This is a genomic window from Pseudomonas sp. G5001 (assembly GCF_013385475.1).
GTDB lineage: Bacteria > Pseudomonadota > Gammaproteobacteria > Pseudomonadales > Pseudomonadaceae > Aquipseudomonas.
This window is the reverse complement of sequence record NZ_JACAPZ010000006.1, coordinates 184731-200866: the sequence shown is the minus strand read 5'-3', so window position 1 is coordinate 200866 and position 16136 is coordinate 184731. Positions and strand designations below refer to the sequence as shown.

Below are 16136 nucleotides of genomic sequence, written 5' to 3'. Positions count from 1 at the left end.
TCCTAAGACACCCTTTAGCAGGACTAAACCCTATGGCTCGCCCGCTTCATGGCCAGACCTACGTCTGGTTGCACGTTTTTTCCTGCGCGGCACGGCATTTGTCGTTCACCCGCTGCGCCGAGGAACTGCACATCACCCCGGGCGCGGTCAGCCAGCAAATCCGTCAGTTGGAGGAGCGTCTGGGCTTTCGCCTGTTCCATCGGCGCGCACGCGGGGTTGAGCTGAGCGCAGAGGGCCAGCGGTTGGCGATCACCGTGGGCGAGGCCTATGGCAGCATCGATGCCGAGTTGCAGCGGCTGGACGCCGGGATGATCAGCGGCACCTTGCGACTGCGCTCGATCCCGTCGTTTCTCGGCAAATGGCTGACCCCGCGTTTGCCGCGTTTGCAGCAGCGCTTCCCGGATATCCAGTTGCGCATGGTTGCCGAAGACAGCAGCGTCGCCCTGCACGAGGGCGACTTCGACCTGGCCATCGACCTTAACGACGGCAGCTATCCCGGCTTGTTGTCCACAGCCTTGCTGGACGAGCAGATTTTCCCGGTGTGTGCACCGAGCCTGCTGCGGGGGCGACCGCCACTGCATGGCCCAGCTGACCTGGTGCATTTCCCGCTGCTGCACGACATCACTGCCTGGCGTGGGAGTTATGAGTACGCAGAGTGGGAGTTCTACCTGAACGCCATCGGCTATGACGCCGCCGACGTACGGCGCGGGCATACCTTCAACCGCAACCACCTGACCATCGAGGCGGCGATTGCGGGCATGGGCGTTGCGATTGCCCGGCGAACCTTGCTCAATGACGAACTGGAACGCGGCACCTTGATCGTGCCATTCGGCCTCGCCGTTCCCAACCACAAACGCTATGTGCTGCTGTACGCGCCGGGTGCGTTGAGCCATCCGGGCGTGCGGGCGGTGCATGACTGGCTGGTGGAGGAAGCGGAGATTTTTCGCGGATTGCACCCGTTGGGAGAGGGGCAATTGTAAGGAAGTTGGCGGTAAGAAGATGTAACTAACTCCCCACCCTAACAGCGTTTTTGGTTGTAGTCAGGGTTAATTTGTAATGTGGGATTTATCTTTGCAAAGGGGTTGAAATGTTCCTCTGTCTGCTCAATTGTGTAATCAGGAGGTCATGGTTTTCACCCATCCGGTGAAGCAGGAATGGCCTTCGGCGAGCTAGCTGAAATAAGGGAAAACTATGCAAATCCAAGTCAATAGCGATAACCATATTGAAAGCAGCATCCGACTGGAGGAGTGGGTACGTACCACCATTGAGAGCACGCTCGAACGTTACGAAGAAGATCTGACCCGCGTCGAGGTTTACCTGCGGGACGAGAACGGTGACAAGCCCGGCCCACACGATCTGAGTTGCCGACTGGAAGCACGGCCAAAAGGCCATCAACCGCTTTCGGTCCTCCATAAAGCCGATACGCTGGAACAGGCGATCGATGGCGCAGCGACCAAGCTGGAGCATGCCCTGGAGCATCTGTACGGCAAACTGCGCGGCAAACCACGCGCCGCGGGTCAAAGCCTGCCCAATACCAAGGCCGACGAGGCCGAGCTAGAAGAGGAATTCCTGGAAAACGAACAGGCTGCGCTTAACGGCTGATAGCTGATACTTTTTTCAACCCCACTGAAAACGGGCCTGCAGATGCAGGCCCGTTTTTTTATGCGCAAAAGGTCAGTGCGGGCTGCGCCGGAAAAAACAGGCGCTCAAGGCCGCCAGTGCGCACGCTCCAACGCCGGCATACAACATGGCCCATCCCGCACCGTTGCGCAGCGCGGCCTGGGCGATCAGTGGGCCCTGCGGCAACACGTCCAGCTTGCCGGCGGCGATGTCCTGACTGAGGGTGGCCAGTTGCGCGGTGTCGGGCAATACGCCAGCCAGGTAATGAGCGATCCCGAGTATCAACACCAACCCCATCAACGCGATATTCAGCGCCAGGGTGATCAGCCGTGCACTGAAGTCGATGCCCGAGGCCATCCCTGCGCGGTCGGATGAAACTGATCCGGTGGTGGTGTTGGTGGTGGGCGAGTTGGTAAACGCCAAGCCGCTGCCGGCAATCCCACAGGCGATCAGGACCCATACCACACTGGGCTGGCCGCTATGATTGATCGCCGCCATTGTCACAAACCCCACGCCCATCAGGCCCAGGCCCAATGGAATGATGCGTTCGGCGCCATAGCGCAGGGCCAGGCGTTCAGCCAGCGGCGGCACCACCAACGTGGGCAGGGTATAGGCGAGCAGGGCGAGCCCGGTGAGCATGGTGTCGTAGCCCAGGCCGGCCTGGAAATACAGCGGCAGGTAGATCATGAAGGGCCAGAAGCTGAAGTTCATGCCGATCGAGCCCATCAGCGCGCCGTTGAAGCGCGGGATGCGAAACACCGAGAAGTCGAACATCGGATGCAGGCTGCGCCGCTCGACAACCACGAACAACAACAGGCTGCCCACCGACAACCCGGCCCAGCCGAGCATGGCCGGGGTGGCAAAGCCGCTCTCGGTGCCCTGGGTGATGAAATAGACCAGGGCGAACACTGCCAGGGTGAGGGTGGCCATACCTGCTATATCGAGGCGATGGGCCGCCGGGTCACGGGATTCCTGCACGCTGATGCGCAGCAACACCAGAGTGAACAAGGTCAACGGCACATGCACCAGGAACACCCAGCACCAATCCGCCACCGCCAGGATCAATGCCCCCACCATCGGCCCGAAACCCAGGCCCACCCCGGCGATCACGCCCCACACCGCAAAGGCCCGGGCCCGGGCCGCCGGCTCGCGGAACTGGTGCGAAAGGATCGCGAACTGGCAGATCATCATCGCCCCGCCTCCCACGCCCTGGACAAAACGCGCCGCGATCAGCGTGGACGCATCGTTGGCCAGCCCGCAGGCCAGCGAAGCCAGCCCGAATACCCACAGGCACAGCACCAGCATGCGTCGGCGGCCAAAACGATCGGCCAATGTGCCGGCGGCCATCAGTACGCTGGTGCAGGCCAGGGTGTAGGCGTTCATGATCCATTGGGCGTCCTGGAAGCCGGTGCCCAGTTGCTGCTCAAGGGTGGGCAGGATGACCGGCACGCTGGAAATCTCCAGCCCGAACATCAGCGCCACCAGGCACACGGCGGTGAGCGCAAGGCCGTCCCGGGCGGTACGTGGCGGGTTGATGGCAGATACAACGGCGTCGGGTGGCATGGCCTCTTCCTTTCAATGGGGGAAGGTGTCATTTTCACGGGAATCTGATTCTTTATTAGCGATACTTCTTCCTGTGATAAGGGAATATAGGGCGACAAACGATCATGGCCACTCCGCGTTTTGATGGTGTTGAACTGTTTTTGCAGATCGTCGAGAGCGGCAATCTGACGGAGGCCGCCGAACGGCTGAACCTCACGCGCTCGGCGGTGGGCAAAGGCTTGGCGCGTCTGGAGGCGCGGTTGGGGACGTCGCTGTTGCAACGCTCCACCCGGCGTCAGCGTTTGACCGAGGACGGGCAGGCCTATTACGAGCATTGCCTGCGTGCGCTGGCGGAACTGGAAGCCGCCGAATCCGTGCTGGAAAGTGGCCGTCAGCAGCCACGTGGACGGTTAAGGGCCAGCTTGCCTTTGGCGTTCGGTCATCACTATGCGGCGCCGGCGTTGTGGGGGCTGATGGACCGTTTTCCGCAACTGGAGATTGAAATTTCCTTCTCCGACCGACTGATCGACCTGGCCCAGGAAGGCTTCGATCTGGCGGTACGCATTGGCGCGCTGCCTGACACCGACCGCCTGAGCGCCCGCCGCCTGGGGGAACAGGCGATTGCCTTGGCGGCGTCACCCGCGTACTTGCAGCGCACAGCTCGGATTGACTCCATCGACGACCTGGCCGGGCACCGGGGCATTGCCTATCGCAGCAATGCCCCGCACCGCGAGCGAGTCGCCTCGCCGTTGATCCTCGATGACCTGCAGGCCGTGGCCGATGCCGCCATCGCCGGGGTCGGCCTGGCCTGGTTGCCCAGTTGGCTGATCGCCCACTACGTGTTGCGCGGGCAATTGCAGGCGGTGCTGCCGGGCCACCGCGAGCAACCGATGCCGATCCATGTCATCTGGCCCACGGCGACGCACATGCCGGCCAAGACCCGATGCGCCATCGACGCGTTGGTGGCCGGCACACCGTCGTGCCTGGCGGGTAGCTGATCAGAACGCGATGGACGTCTGCACATACAGCGTGCGCGGCTCGCCGACGTATTTGCCCTTGTTGTTATCGTCAAACGAGCGGGTGTAGTACTGCTTGTTGAAGATGTTTTTCACACCCACCGCCACGTTCAAATCCGACAGCTGCGGGCCAAAGTCGTACGCCGCGCGGCTGCTGAACAGCATGTAGCCAGGAATGCGTCCGGTGCTGCCATCAGCACTTTCTGCTTCAGTGTTGGCGTTGTCGGCAAACTGGCTGCTCTGGTAGCTGCTGTCCACGTTCAACTTCCAGCGACCTTCGGTGTAACCCACACCCAGGGTGCCCTTGTGCTTGGAGGAGAAGGGTACGCGGTTGCCTTTGTTCGGGCCGTCTTCGCGGATGGTGGCGTCGACGTAGGCGTAGGTGGCGTACACATCAAAACCGGCGAGCGCCGGGCTCAAGCCGTCGAGGGCGTAGTTGATGCTGGACTCGATGCCCTGATGGCGGGTTTCGCCGCGGGCGATCACGGTGTCGTTGGTCTGGTTGCTGTCGTACTGGTTGTCGAAGTTGATCAGGAACGCGCCGATTTCGGCCCGCAGGGTGCCATTGTCGTAACGGGTACCGAGTTCCCAGGTGCGGGCTTTTTCCGGCTTCACTTCGCCACTGGTCACGCGGTTGGGCATCTGGCTGTACTGCACGCTGCCGAACGACCCTTCGGTGTTGGCGTAGAGGTTCCAGTCGTCGGTCAGGTGGTAGAGCACGTTCAGCGCCGGCAGGGCGGTGTTGTAGTCGCCTTTGTATTTGACGTTGCTGAGGTTGTTGGTCTGCTGGGACTCGATCATCTCGTAGCGGATGCCCGGGGTGATGGTCCACTTGCCGATATCTATCCGGTCGTCGACGAAGAACGCATTGGCTTCGGTGCTGCCCCGGGTGTCGCGGTCGTTGCGGCTGTCGGTGGTCGGCAGTTGCTGATTGGCGGAAATCGGCGTGCGGTAGCGCAGTTCGTGGCCGGCCTCGTTGATGTAGCGGTAGCCCACGCCGACTTCGTGGCTGGTTGGGCCGAGGTCGAAGCCTTGGGCGAAACGGGTTTCCAGGCCGCGTACCCAATACTCGCGGGGCGACAGGGAGAGGAAATTGCCCTGGTCCAGGTAACCGCTGCGCAGGGTGGTGGTGAAGAAGCTGTTGACCGTGAATTCCCGGCGATCTTCCTGGTAGCGATAGCCCGCGTTGAACATGGTACGCCGGCCCCAGAACTGGTCGTAGGGGCGGGTGGACTGGTAGGGGTCGGCCTTGTAGGCCGCAGTGCTCAAACCACCGGGCATATCCGCCTTGCCTTCGTAGTACTGCGCCATGGCGTTGAAGCTGTTGGCGTCGTCCAACTGGTATTTGCCCTTGAGGATCAGGTCGTCGATGCGGGTGTCGCTGTTCTCGCGCCAATCACCACCACGGGTGCCGGAATACAGGATCGCGCCGCCCAGGCCGTTGTCCGCCGTGCCGCCGGCCAGCAGGTTGCCGGTGGTCTTGAAGCCATCGTGGCTGGAGGACGGGCTGGTTTCGGTTTGCAGGCCGCCTTTCACCGTTGGCGCATCGGGAATCGCGCGCGTGACGAAGTTGACGATGCCGCCGACGTTCTGCGGGCCATAACGCACTGCGCCGCCGCCGCGTACCACGTCCACGGCATCCATGTTGCCCATGCTGATGGGCGCGAACGACAACTGCGGCTGGCCATACGGCGCGAACGGCACCGGGATGCCGTCCATCAAGACCGTGGAGCGCGAGGCCAGGCGTGGGTTGAGCCCGCGAATGCCGAAGTTCAGCGCCATGTCGTGGCTGCCGGTGCCGTTGTTTTCCGGGGCGTTGACCCCGGGAATGCGGTTGAGCACGTCGCGGGCCTGGGTGGCGCCCTGGCGTTCGAATTCTTCGCGGCGGATCACGTCCCGGGCGCCCGGGTGCTCGAAGACGTTGGTTTGTGCCGCGTCCCCCAGCCAGTCGCCGACCACGTTGGAGGTGCCCAATTCGAGGGTGGCCGGAGCATTCGCCGGTTGCAGGCTGAAGGCGTTGTTGCCCTCGGCACGGGCTTGCAGGCCGGTGCCTTTGAGCAACGCATTCAAGCCTTCTTCAGCGGTGTAGTTGCCCGACAGGCCAGGGCTTTGCACGCCGGCAGTCACGTCCGAGCCAAATGAAATCAGCACGCCGGCTTCCCGGCCAAATTGATTCAGCGCCGCTTCCAGTGACGTAGGGGCGATGCGGTAGGGCTTGGCGTCGGCCGCCATTACGTAGGGAACGGTGCTGAAACTGAGGCTGGCCCCCAGCAACAAGTGGCGCAGGGTGCGGGCGAGTGGCGTCAGGCGAGTCGGTTGCTGGGGCATGAAGTGCGGTCCTGAGAAGGAAGGATCAAGGTGGCTTTCCTTCTCTGTCACGCGAGGTGCGGAAAACGGCTCACGGGGTTTGAAAATATTTCAGGCACGGGCTTCGACAGTGACCCAGTAGCGGGTAAACCGCCGAACCCTGACCGGCAGGCTGACTTGCAGCAGGTCCAGGATTCGTTCGCTGTCGTCCAGCGGGTAGCTGCCGGAAATCAGCAGGTTGGCCACCTGCGGGTCGCAATTGAGCTGGCCACGGCGATAACGGCTCAATTCGGCGAGGAAATCTTCCAGGCGCATGTGGGCCGCCACCAGCATGCCGTCGGCCCAGGCGCCGCTGCCGGCGTCGGTGGGGCGGGCGGTGTCCCAGCCTTTGCGGGTGAAATTGACCTGATGGGCTTTCTCCACCGACAACGGCAAACCGCTATAGGTGTTGGGCATCACGTCAACGTGCCCATCAAACACCGCCAGTTGTGTGTGATCGTTGAATTGCCGCACGTTCAACCGCGCCGCCTGGGCGCTGAGCAGACCCTGGGAAGTGATGACCCGCAGCGGGGCGTTGCCGGGTTTGGCGGTCAGCAGGATTTCGCCTTCGAGCAGGCGGATCAAGCGTTGCTGGCCATCAAAATGCACATCCACCGCACTGCCGGTGTTGAGCTGCAACTGGCTGCCATCCGCCAGCTGAAACTTGCGCCGTTGGCCGATGGGGCTGCGGTAGTCGGCACTCAACGGCGGCAATATATGTTGCTGGCGCAAACCCCAGGCCGCTGCCGACCCGGCGCCGAGTATCAGCAACAACTTCAGGGCCTGACGACGACTGTTGGATTTCGGTGCATTCAAGGCGGCGTGGGCCAGGGGTGATGGCATCCCGCGCAAGCGCTGGTTCACTCGCTGGATGTGCTCCCAGGCCCGCTGATGTTCGCTGTGGGCGTCCAGCCACTGTTGCCAGGCTGCCTGTTTACGCGGGTTGAGCGGGCCCTGCTGCATTTCCATCAGCCAGTGCACCGCTTGTTCGGCGACTTGCGTTGAGAAACTCATAGGGCGAAGTAGCAGCGCATCGCCGCTTTATTCAGATGGCGCTTGACCGTGGCGATGGAGATGCCCAGTTCCGCGCCGATTTGCGCGTAGGTCAGGCCGTCGAGCTGGGACAGCAGGAACGCGCGTTTGACCGGGGGCGCCAAGCCGTCCAGCAACTGGTCCAGCTCCATCAGGGTTTGCAGGATGATTGCCCGCTCTTCCTCCGACGGCGCCACGTGTTCGGGCATTTGCGCCAGGGCGTCGAGGTAGGCGCGCTCCAGGTCCTGGCGGCGGTAATGGTTGCACAGCACACGCTTGGCGATGGTGGTGAGGAAGGCGCGAGGTTCGATCAGCGTCGGTGTTTCCCGTGCGGTGAGCACGCGGATGAAGGTGTCCTGGGCCAGGTCGGCGGCGCTTTCCGGGCAGCCGAGCTTGCGTCGCAACCAGCCGGTGAGCCAGTGGTGATGGTCGTGGTACAGGACTTCGACGGTGTTGGACGGCTGCAACGCGCACACTCCGGCAGCATGGGCATGCTTTAGAGAACAAGAATTGTTCGCATTGTAGGGCGCGCAGGCGGGTTCGGCAATTGCCAGTGATGCGTTCTCTTTTGCTTATGAGAACCTTTATCATTAATATTGCGCACTGACGAACCTGGCGCCTTGTGCATGAAACGCAAAACCTCACTTCCCGTTTCCTACCGTCTTGCCGTGACTTCGCGGGTGCTGGCGGCTGTGGTCGGCGGTTACCTGCTGGCCTCGCTGGCCAGCGTGTGCATGACGCTGTGGCTGCCCACCAGCCGCGCCGATGCGGTGATCAGCGGCATGCTGAGTTCGTTTGTGTTCTACCTGTTGGCGGTCATCTGGTGCTTCGCCTGCCGCACGGCCTGGCGCGCCTGGTTTGGCGTGTTGCTGCCCAGCGCGATAATGGCCACGTTCGCCGGGTTGGCGTACTGGATGGCGCGCACATGAAAGAGGGCTTCCGCCAGGCCATGGCCTGGTTGCACACCTGGGCCGGGTTGATCTTTGGCTGGCTGCTGTTTGCGATTTTCCTGACGGGCACCCTGTCGTATTTCAAGGACGAAATTACCCACTGGATGCAGCCCGAAGTGCAGGCGCATCCCGTCGATGACGCCCGTAGCCTGGCCGCCGCCCAAACCTATCTGCAACACCAGGCGCCCAATGCCGCGCGCTGGTTTATCACCTTGCCGAGCAGCCGTGAGCCGGGCCTGTCGGTGATGTGGCAAGACAAGGTCGACCCGGGCAAACGCGGCAATTTCGTCGAAAAACTCCTCGATCCCGTCAGCGGCCAGCAGGTCCAGGCCCGGGAAAGCATGGGCGGCGAATTCTTCTATCGTTTCCACTTCCAGCTGCAAATGCCGTATCCCTGGGGGCGCTGGCTGTCGACCATCGCCGCGATGGTGATGTTCGTGGCGTTGATCACCGGGATCATTACCCACAAGAAAATCTTCAAGGACTTCTTCACCTTCCGCCCGCGCAAGGGCCAGCGGTCCTGGCTCGACGGGCACAACGCCGTGGGCGTGCTGGTGTTGCCGTTCCACTTGATGATCACCTACAGCAGCCTGGTGATTTTCATGAGCATGGTGATGCCGGCGAGCATCCTCGCTTCCTACGGCAACGACACCCGTGCGTTCTTCAACGATGTGTTTCCGGCCACCGACAATGCGCCGGCCCTCGGCCAGCCGGGGCAATTGCTGCCACTGGGCCCGATGTACGAGCAGGCGCGCGGGCAATGGGCCGGCGGGCATGTCGGACGGCTGGTGGTGAATAATCCAAGCGATGTAAACGCTTCGGTCAATGTGTTCCGCGCCGGGTCGGATCGAGTGGTGCATGACTTTGGCAGCACCGTGTCATTCAACGGCACTACCGGCGAACTGTTGCGGGTGAGCGGCGAGCAGTCGCTGCCGGCGGCGATTGGTGGCAGCTTCTACGGTTTGCACATGGGCCATTTCGCCGGCCCGGTATTGCGCTGGCTGTATTTCATCTGCGGCCTCGCGGGCACGGCAATGATCGGCACCGGGCTGGTGATGTGGCTGGGCAAGCGTCAGCTCAAGCACACCAAAACCGGTGTGCTGCCCTTTGAGCTGCGGCTGGTGGAAGTGCTGAACATCGCCAGCATGTCCGGCTTGATGATCGCCATCGCTGCATTCTTCTGGGCCAACCGCCTGTTGCCGGCCAGCTTTGCCGGGCGCTCGGACTGGGAAGTACAAGCCTTCTTTATTGCCTGGGGCTTGAGCGTCGTGCACGCGATTGTTCGCCAGGGGCGCCGCGGCTGGGTTGAGCAATTGAGTGTGGGCGCGCTGCTGTTTATCGGCGTGCCGGTGCTCAACGCGCTGACCACGACCCAGCATTTGGGTGTGTCCCTGGCCAACGGCGACTGGGCCATGGCCGGTTTTGACCTGACGTGCCTGGGCAGCGGCGTGTTCCTCGCCTGGGCTGCCTGGAAAATGCAGCACCGCCGTGTCCCTCAGCCCAAGGCCGAACGTGCCCGGCCATTGACCCTCAAGGGCGAGGTGAACTGAATGCTCCTGGCGCTATTGCTGTGTTACGCAGGGTTTACCGCGTTGTGCCTGTCCATGGACCGGCACCATGGCGAACTGCTGCACAGTAAACCTTCGCCTCGTCGGCGCCTGGGTTTGCGCGTGGGCGGCTGGCTGCTGTTGATTGTCTCGAGCTGGCCGGCGGTGCTCGCGACCGGGTGGAGCCAGGGGTTGGTGGAGTGGTGCGCGGTCTTGATGCTCAGCGGGTTGTTGCTGGTGTTGCTGTTGCCGTATCGGCCAAGGCTGGCCTTGATCCTGGCGGGCCTCGGCCTGCTGGCCAGTCCGGTTGCGGCCTTCGCGACCCTTTGAGTCCACCGTTGATGATCACCACGCCCCCCGAACATCCAGAGCAGCACGCAGACGCGGCGGGCGGACGGGCGCATTTCCTGCAGGTGTTCCTGTCCCAGCGCTCGCAGATGGAAGCGCTGGTCAGCCGCCGCGTGGGCTGCCGTGCGACGGCGGCGGACCTGGTGCAGGATTTGTTCCTGCGCTTCTGGCGCCGGCCGCTGGTGCAGGTCGAGGAACTCAGCACCTACCTGCTGCGCTGCGCCGGCAATATCGCCATCGACCACCTGCGCAGCGAAGGCGCCCGGGTGCGCAGTAGCGAAGGCTGGCTGCCGGAACAACAGGATAACCAGGGCTGCGAACCCCAGGCCGCGCTGGAGGCGGGCAATGATCTGCGTCACGTTGAAGCAGCCTTGCGCAGCCTGCCGGAACGTACCCGGCAGATTTTCCTGCTCAACCGCATCCATGGCCGCAAGTACGCGGAAATCGCCAAGGCCATGGGCCTGTCCCAAAGCGCCGTGGAAAAACATATGATGCGTGCCCTCGAAGCCTGCAAGGCCAGCCTTCGTGAACCATCGCCAAGGAAAGCCCCGTGAACGCCACTGCCCGCGTCACCCCGACGCCCGACCAGGAACAGGCCGCACTGGCCTGGTTGAGCCTGTTGCACGACCAGCCCAGCAGTGGCGACCAGGCCACGTTCAGCCGTTGGCTGCGGGCCGATCCTGCGCATGTGGAAGCCTATGCCCAGGCCCAGGTGCTGTGGGAATTGAGTGAAGTACCGGCCAGAACGTTGGCGGATGAGGATGCCCTGGCGCTGCAGGGTTACTTGAACGCGATGAATACCTCGAAACGCTCCAGCGTGCGGCGCTGGTCTGGCGCCCTGGCCATGGCCGCCTGCCTGCTGGTGATGATCTCGATGGGCGCCGGCTGGCAGCCGTCACGCTGGGTCGATGACTTCGGCGCGGATTACGTCACCGCGCCGGGTGAGGTGAAGACCGTGACCCTGGCCGATCAAAGCCAGGTCACCCTGGACGCCGACAGTGCGATCGCAGTGGATTTCAAGCATGGCGAGCGCCATATCCAGCTACGCCGTGGCGCCGGTTTTTTCAGTGTGACCCACACTGGCGAATCCTTTGTGGTCGAGGCCGGCAGCGGCGAAGCACGGGTGCTCGGCACGCAGTTTGAGGTGCGCCTGCAACCGGCAGGTGCGCAGGTGACGGTGTTGTCTGGTCGGGTTGGGGTAACGCCGTCGAAGTATGCTCAGCAACAGATTCTGACGGCCGGCCAGCAAGTGGCCTACGCCGACGGTGTCGCCGATGAGCTGCACGCGGTCGACAGCGAGTCGCGCCTGGCCTGGCGCGATGGTTGGCTCAACTACTACAAGGCGCCGCTGGCCGATGTGGTGCAAGACCTCGGCCGCTACTATCCGGGGCGCATTCTGCTGCTCAACGAAGACCTCGGCGCCCGGCGTGTCAGCGGCAGTTTCCCGAGCAAGGACCCCCAGGCGGTGCTCAATGCGTTGCAGGCGGTCTTGGGGTTTGAACAACACTCGCTGCTCGGTCGGATGATCGTATTGCGCTAGATACAGAGCGCTACGCCGCAATGGCGTGGCGCTGTCATTACTTGCACCACCTGCCCTTGAAAATCCCCATGCCTTGGCACATCCGTGTGTGTGGACCTTTCATTTAACCTTCATCGCAATCGCCAAAACCTGTAACCAAATCGTTACGTGATGCACGGATGATCCTCGGATTCCTGAGCAGGTGGTCAGGAAGATTGGCGGCGCTGTTCACCCAGACGAGATCGCCAATACCTCCCCCATAACAACAGATAGATGCATGTAAGGGATCTACTCGTGACCTACAACAAACTCTATGCCCTGCTTTTAGCATCGGGCCTGGGCGGCTTTGCGCCGCTGGTTCTGGCAGACGATTCCCAGGATGTCGGTTCGGTGCACGTCGCCGGCGAACGTACCCTGGGCACCGGCCACATGATTCAGGAAGAAAGTGCCAAGGCCCGGTCCACGGTGACCAAGGAAGCCATGGACGAAATGTCCCCGACGGCCAACGCCATCGACAAGCTCAAGTACACCCCGGGCATCAACGTTTCCAACGACGACGCCAGCGGCATGAGCGGCACCAGCTTCACCATGCGCGGCATGAACTCCGACCAGGTCGGGGTTTCCATGGACGGCGTGCCGATCAACGACTCCGGCAGCTACGGTGTTTACGCCAACCAATTGGGCGACCCGGAAAACGTCGGCGAAGTATTTGTCACCCAGGGCTCCTCGGAAGCGGACGGCCCGCACATTGGTTCCAGCGGCGGCAACATCGGCATGGTCACCATTCGGCCGACCAAGGAGCCGGGGCTGTTCGTCAAGCAATCCATGGGTTCGAACAACCTGACAAAGTCCTTCGCCCGTATCAACACCGGCGACCTCGGCGGCTTCAAGACCTGGGTGTCGGCCTCTCACACCGAAGGCGACAAGTGGCGCGGCAAGGGCACCTTGCGGGGCGACAAGGTGGAGTGGAGCACGCTGTTCGAAGACGACAACGGCAACTCCAGCAACTTCACCATGAAGTACAACACCCAGGAAAACTACAACTACAACACGCTGAGCAAGAGCCAGTTCCAGCAACAGGGCCGCCGCCTGGATTACGCGGAAACGCCGGTCTACAAGAACGGATTGCTGTCGTCTTCCTACAAGCTCAACCGCAACCCTTTCGAAAGTGTCATGACCACCTTCACCCAGCGCTGGCGCCTGCGTGATGACCTGGCCCTGACGGTTGCGCCTTACTACTACTGGGGCAACGGCGGCAGTTTCAGCGGCCAGACCGCGACCAACCTGGGGCCGAAGTCCGACAAGAGTGGCAACTACGACCTGAGCAACCTCAAGTCGGCCAACTACTATCGCCCCTCGTGGACCGAAACCTGGCGCCCTGGCGTGACGGTCAAAATGAAATGGGACATCAACGAGGAGCACAGCCTGGATTACGGCTACTGGTACGAGCGCGCTCGCCAGCGCCAGACCCAGCCGTATATCGGGATCAACAGCGAAGGTGCACCGGACGACGTCTGGGGCGATTACAACAGCGGCGGCCAGGTGGTCGACAAGAACGGCAAGACTGTCCAGGGGCGTCATCAATACACCGTGACCCCGGCCCAGAAGCTGTGGGTGCAGGACAGCTGGCAAGCCACGCCAGACCTGAGTTTTGTCGGCGGCCTGGCGTACCAGTACGTCGAACGTGACGGCGACAACCTCGGTAGCCTGTATGACAAGCCGGAAAAGCGTAACGCCCGCTACCATCAGTTCCTGCCGAACTTCAGTGCCAAGTACCAGGTCGACGAGAGCAACCAGGCGTTCTACAACGTCACTCGCAACATGCGCACACCGCAGAACTACGTGCTGTACAACAAGGGTGACTCCCTCAACCTCAACCCCGAGCTGAGCTGGAACCAGGAGCTGGGCTGGCGCTACACCGAAGAGAAAATGGCCCTCAGCGCCACCCTGTTTTACATCACCTTCAAGGACCGTCAGCTGTCGACCACCGACTTGAACGGTGACTACGTGATGGCCAACGTCGGTGACGTGACCAACAAAGGCCTGGAGTTGGAGTGGAGCGGCCTGCTGCCGTACAACTTCAACTACTACGCGTCGTACACCTATACCAAGTCCGAGCAGCAGGACGACTTTGTCAGCAAGAACGTGTTGTTGCCGACCAAGGGCAACCAGTTGGCCAACGTGCCGGAAAACATGCTCAACCTGGTGTTTGGTTACGACGACAAGCGCTATTACGGCAACATTGCCGGCAAGTATGTCGGGGCGTTCTACGGTGATTTGACCAACAACGAGAAAATCTCCGGGCGCACCGTGTTTGATCTCAACGCCGGTATCTACCTGCCGGTGGACAAGAAGGTCTTCAAGTCGGCCGCGCTGCGCTTCTCGATGCTCAATGTATTTGATAAGGAATACTTGAGCTCGGCGCGCACCGTGTCGTTCAACTCGGCGCCGGTGAATGGCCTGGCGGCCAGTTCGGCTTACTACAACGTAGGAGAGGAGCGTACGGCGATGGTTTCCCTGGAGGCCAATTTCTAACGCGTACGCAAACCCAATGTGGGAGCAGGCTTGCTCGCGAAAGCGGTGGGTCAGTCGCCAGATGTATTGACTGAACCAGCGCATTCGCGAGCAAGCCCGCTCCCACATTTGATCTGCGGTATTTTACAGAGTGAGTTACTTCAGGGCCGCCATGATCGCTTCCGGGTTGTAGTCGCGAATCAGCGTGCCGTTCACGTCCACAAACGGAATCCCGCCGCCCCCCAACGCCTCGTACGCCTTGCGCGCCTGGGCGTCCTTCTCGATATCAAACGCCTGGTAGGGAATCCCCTTGGAATCCAGAAAGCGCCGGATCTGTTTGCAGTAGCCGCACCACTCGGTGGAATACAGCACCACGCGCGCTGCCGCGCGTGTCTGCTCCGGCACCACCTGGGAGGGGTTGAACAACCGCTCGATCTTGCCCCAGTTCTGGAAAACCACCACCACCAGCAACACCAGCAGGACTTTCTTCAGAACCCCGCCCAGCATCAGTTGCGACGCTTGAGCTGGTCGGTCAGCTGGGTCGGCAGGCCCTTGATGATCAAGGTGCCGGCGGCTTCGTCGTATTCGATCTTGTCGCCCAGCAGGTGCGCTTCAAAGCTGATGGACAAGCCTTCGGCACGCCCGGTGAAACGGCGGAACTGGTTGAGGGTGCGTTTATCCGCCGGGATTTCCGGCGACAGGCCGTAGTCCTTGTTGCGGATGTGATCGTAGAAGGCTTTTGGCCGATCTTCATCGATCAACCCGGACAGCTCTTCCAGGCCCATCGGCTCGCCGAGCTTGGCCTGGCTGCTGGCGTAGTCCACCAGGGTCTTGGTTTTCTCGCGGGCGGATTCGTCCGGCAGGTCTTCGCTCTCGACGAAGTCGCTGAAGGCCTTGAGCAGGGTGCGGGTCTCGCCCGGGCCGTCGACGCCTTCCTGGCAGCCGATAAAGTCGCGGAAGTACTCCGAGACCTTCTTGCCGTTCTTGCCCTTGATAAACGAGATGTACTGCTTGGATTGCTTGTTGTTCTGCCACTCGGACACGTTGATGCGCGCGGCGAGGTGCAGTTGGCCAAGATCCAGGTGGCGCGACGGCGTCACGTCCAGCTGGTCGGTCACGGCCACGCCTTCACTATGGTGCAGAAGGGCGATCGCCAGGTAATCGGTCATGCCCTGTTGATAGTGGGCAAACAGCACGTGGCCGCCGGTGGAGAGGTTGGACTCCTCCATCAGCTTCTGCAGGTGTTCCACGGCAATACGGCTGAAGGCGGTGAAATCCTTGCCGCCGTCGAAATATTCCTTCAACCAGCCGCTGAACGGGTGCGCGCCGGACTCGGCATGGAAAAAGCCCCAGGCCTTGCCTTGTTTGGCGTTGTAGCTCTCGTTGAGGTCGGCGAGCATGTTCTCGATCGCTGCCGACTCGGCAAGCTCGGAGTCGCGGGCGTGGAGAACTGCGGGTGTGCCGTCGGGTTTTTTGTCGATCAGGTGGACGATGCAATGACGGATCGGCATGGGCTTCTCGGCTGGTTGAAGGGGAGGGGTGGGGCTCCCGGAAAAAGTCGCCAGTGTACCGCACCCGCTGGGGATGGCGCTGTTCGGAGGGCGTTTTGAGCGCCATCCGACGGGCCATATGCCTTTTTTTCACGGTTTAGAGCGATAAAGCTGACCAAATGAATATGTTGAGGCGGATATTTCCCCGTCTC

Annotated in this window: 15 protein-coding genes; 9 read left to right on the top strand and 6 right to left on the bottom strand. The window is 61.8% G+C overall.

The window, feature by feature from the left end:
• The first annotated feature begins 32 nt into the window (after window positions 1-32).
• Window positions 33-980, top strand: coding sequence for a LysR substrate-binding domain-containing protein (locus tag HX805_RS05870; protein ID WP_003212775.1), 948 nt, complete (start codon window positions 33-35; stop codon window positions 978-980).
• Between the two features lie 211 nt (window positions 981-1191).
• Window positions 1192-1602: an HPF/RaiA family ribosome-associated protein gene (locus tag HX805_RS05865; RefSeq protein ID WP_003212772.1), complete on the top strand. Its 411-nt coding sequence runs from the start codon at window positions 1192-1194 to the stop codon at window positions 1600-1602.
• Between the two features lie 72 nt (window positions 1603-1674).
• On the opposite strand, the gene HX805_RS05860 is transcribed toward HX805_RS05865, so the two are convergent.
• Window positions 1675-3183 carry an MFS transporter gene (locus HX805_RS05860; RefSeq protein WP_177081154.1) on the bottom strand — a complete coding sequence of 503 codons (1509 nt, stop codon included), beginning with the start codon at window positions 3181-3183 and terminating at the stop codon, window positions 1675-1677.
• Window positions 3184-3287: 104 nt separating this feature from the next.
• Between HX805_RS05860 and HX805_RS05855 the strand changes: the two genes are divergently transcribed.
• Window positions 3288-4160, top strand: coding sequence for a LysR family transcriptional regulator (locus tag HX805_RS05855; protein ID WP_177081153.1), 873 nt, complete (start codon window positions 3288-3290; stop codon window positions 4158-4160).
• Here the strand turns inward: HX805_RS05855 and fecA are convergent, their stop codons facing one another.
• The 3 genes from fecA to HX805_RS05840 form a co-directional block, all read right to left on the bottom strand.
• Window positions 4161-6506, bottom strand: a complete 2346-nt coding sequence (gene fecA, locus HX805_RS05850) for a TonB-dependent Fe(3+) dicitrate receptor FecA (RefSeq protein ID WP_003212766.1) — start codon at window positions 6504-6506, stop codon at window positions 4161-4163.
• 90 nt (window positions 6507-6596) lie between these two features.
• Window positions 6597-7538, bottom strand: a complete 942-nt coding sequence (locus tag HX805_RS05845) for a FecR domain-containing protein (RefSeq protein ID WP_087695174.1) — start codon at window positions 7536-7538, stop codon at window positions 6597-6599.
• On the bottom strand, window positions 7535-8023 hold the full coding sequence (locus HX805_RS05840; RefSeq protein ID WP_008438527.1) for a sigma-70 family RNA polymerase sigma factor: 489 nt from the start codon (window positions 8021-8023) through the stop codon (window positions 7535-7537). Before HX805_RS05840 ends, HX805_RS05845 begins: the two co-directional genes overlap by 4 nt.
• A gap of 159 nt (window positions 8024-8182) precedes the next feature.
• Between HX805_RS05840 and HX805_RS05835 the strand changes: the two genes are divergently transcribed.
• The 6 genes from HX805_RS05835 to HX805_RS05810 all read left to right on the top strand — a co-directional run bounded on the left by HX805_RS05835 (window position 8183) and on the right by HX805_RS05810 (window position 14455).
• Window positions 8183-8485: a DUF3649 domain-containing protein gene (locus HX805_RS05835; RefSeq protein ID WP_003212759.1), complete on the top strand. Its 303-nt coding sequence runs from the start codon at window positions 8183-8185 to the stop codon at window positions 8483-8485.
• Window positions 8482-10056: a PepSY domain-containing protein gene (locus HX805_RS05830; protein WP_177081150.1), complete on the top strand. Its 1575-nt coding sequence runs from the start codon at window positions 8482-8484 to the stop codon at window positions 10054-10056. The genes HX805_RS05835 and HX805_RS05830 overlap by 4 nt, the downstream gene beginning before the upstream one ends.
• Window positions 10057-10383: a DUF3325 domain-containing protein gene (locus HX805_RS05825; protein ID WP_177081149.1), complete on the top strand. Its 327-nt coding sequence runs from the start codon at window positions 10057-10059 to the stop codon at window positions 10381-10383.
• Between the two features lie 11 nt (window positions 10384-10394).
• Window positions 10395-10955: an RNA polymerase sigma factor gene (locus tag HX805_RS05820; protein ID WP_003212753.1), complete on the top strand. Its 561-nt coding sequence runs from the start codon at window positions 10395-10397 to the stop codon at window positions 10953-10955.
• Complete coding sequence (locus tag HX805_RS05815; protein WP_003212751.1) at window positions 10952-11941, top strand: FecR family protein; 990 nt, start codon at window positions 10952-10954, stop codon at window positions 11939-11941. The genes HX805_RS05820 and HX805_RS05815 overlap by 4 nt, the downstream gene beginning before the upstream one ends.
• A gap of 273 nt (window positions 11942-12214) precedes the next feature.
• On the top strand, window positions 12215-14455 hold the full coding sequence (locus HX805_RS05810; RefSeq protein WP_177081148.1) for a TonB-dependent receptor: 2241 nt from the start codon (window positions 12215-12217) through the stop codon (window positions 14453-14455).
• A 135-nt stretch (window positions 14456-14590) separates the two neighbouring features.
• Here the strand turns inward: HX805_RS05810 and HX805_RS05805 are convergent, their stop codons facing one another.
• Both HX805_RS05805 and yejK read right to left on the bottom strand, forming a co-directional pair.
• Complete coding sequence (locus HX805_RS05805; RefSeq protein WP_003212747.1) at window positions 14591-14941, bottom strand: glutaredoxin family protein; 351 nt, start codon at window positions 14939-14941, stop codon at window positions 14591-14593.
• The gene (gene yejK / locus HX805_RS05800; RefSeq protein WP_003212745.1) at window positions 14941-15945 is read right to left on the bottom strand and encodes a nucleoid-associated protein YejK; all 1005 of its coding nucleotides are present in this window, start codon (window positions 15943-15945) and stop codon (window positions 14941-14943) included. The genes HX805_RS05805 and yejK overlap by 1 nt, the downstream gene beginning before the upstream one ends.
• Between the last annotated feature and the right edge of the window lie 191 nt (window positions 15946-16136).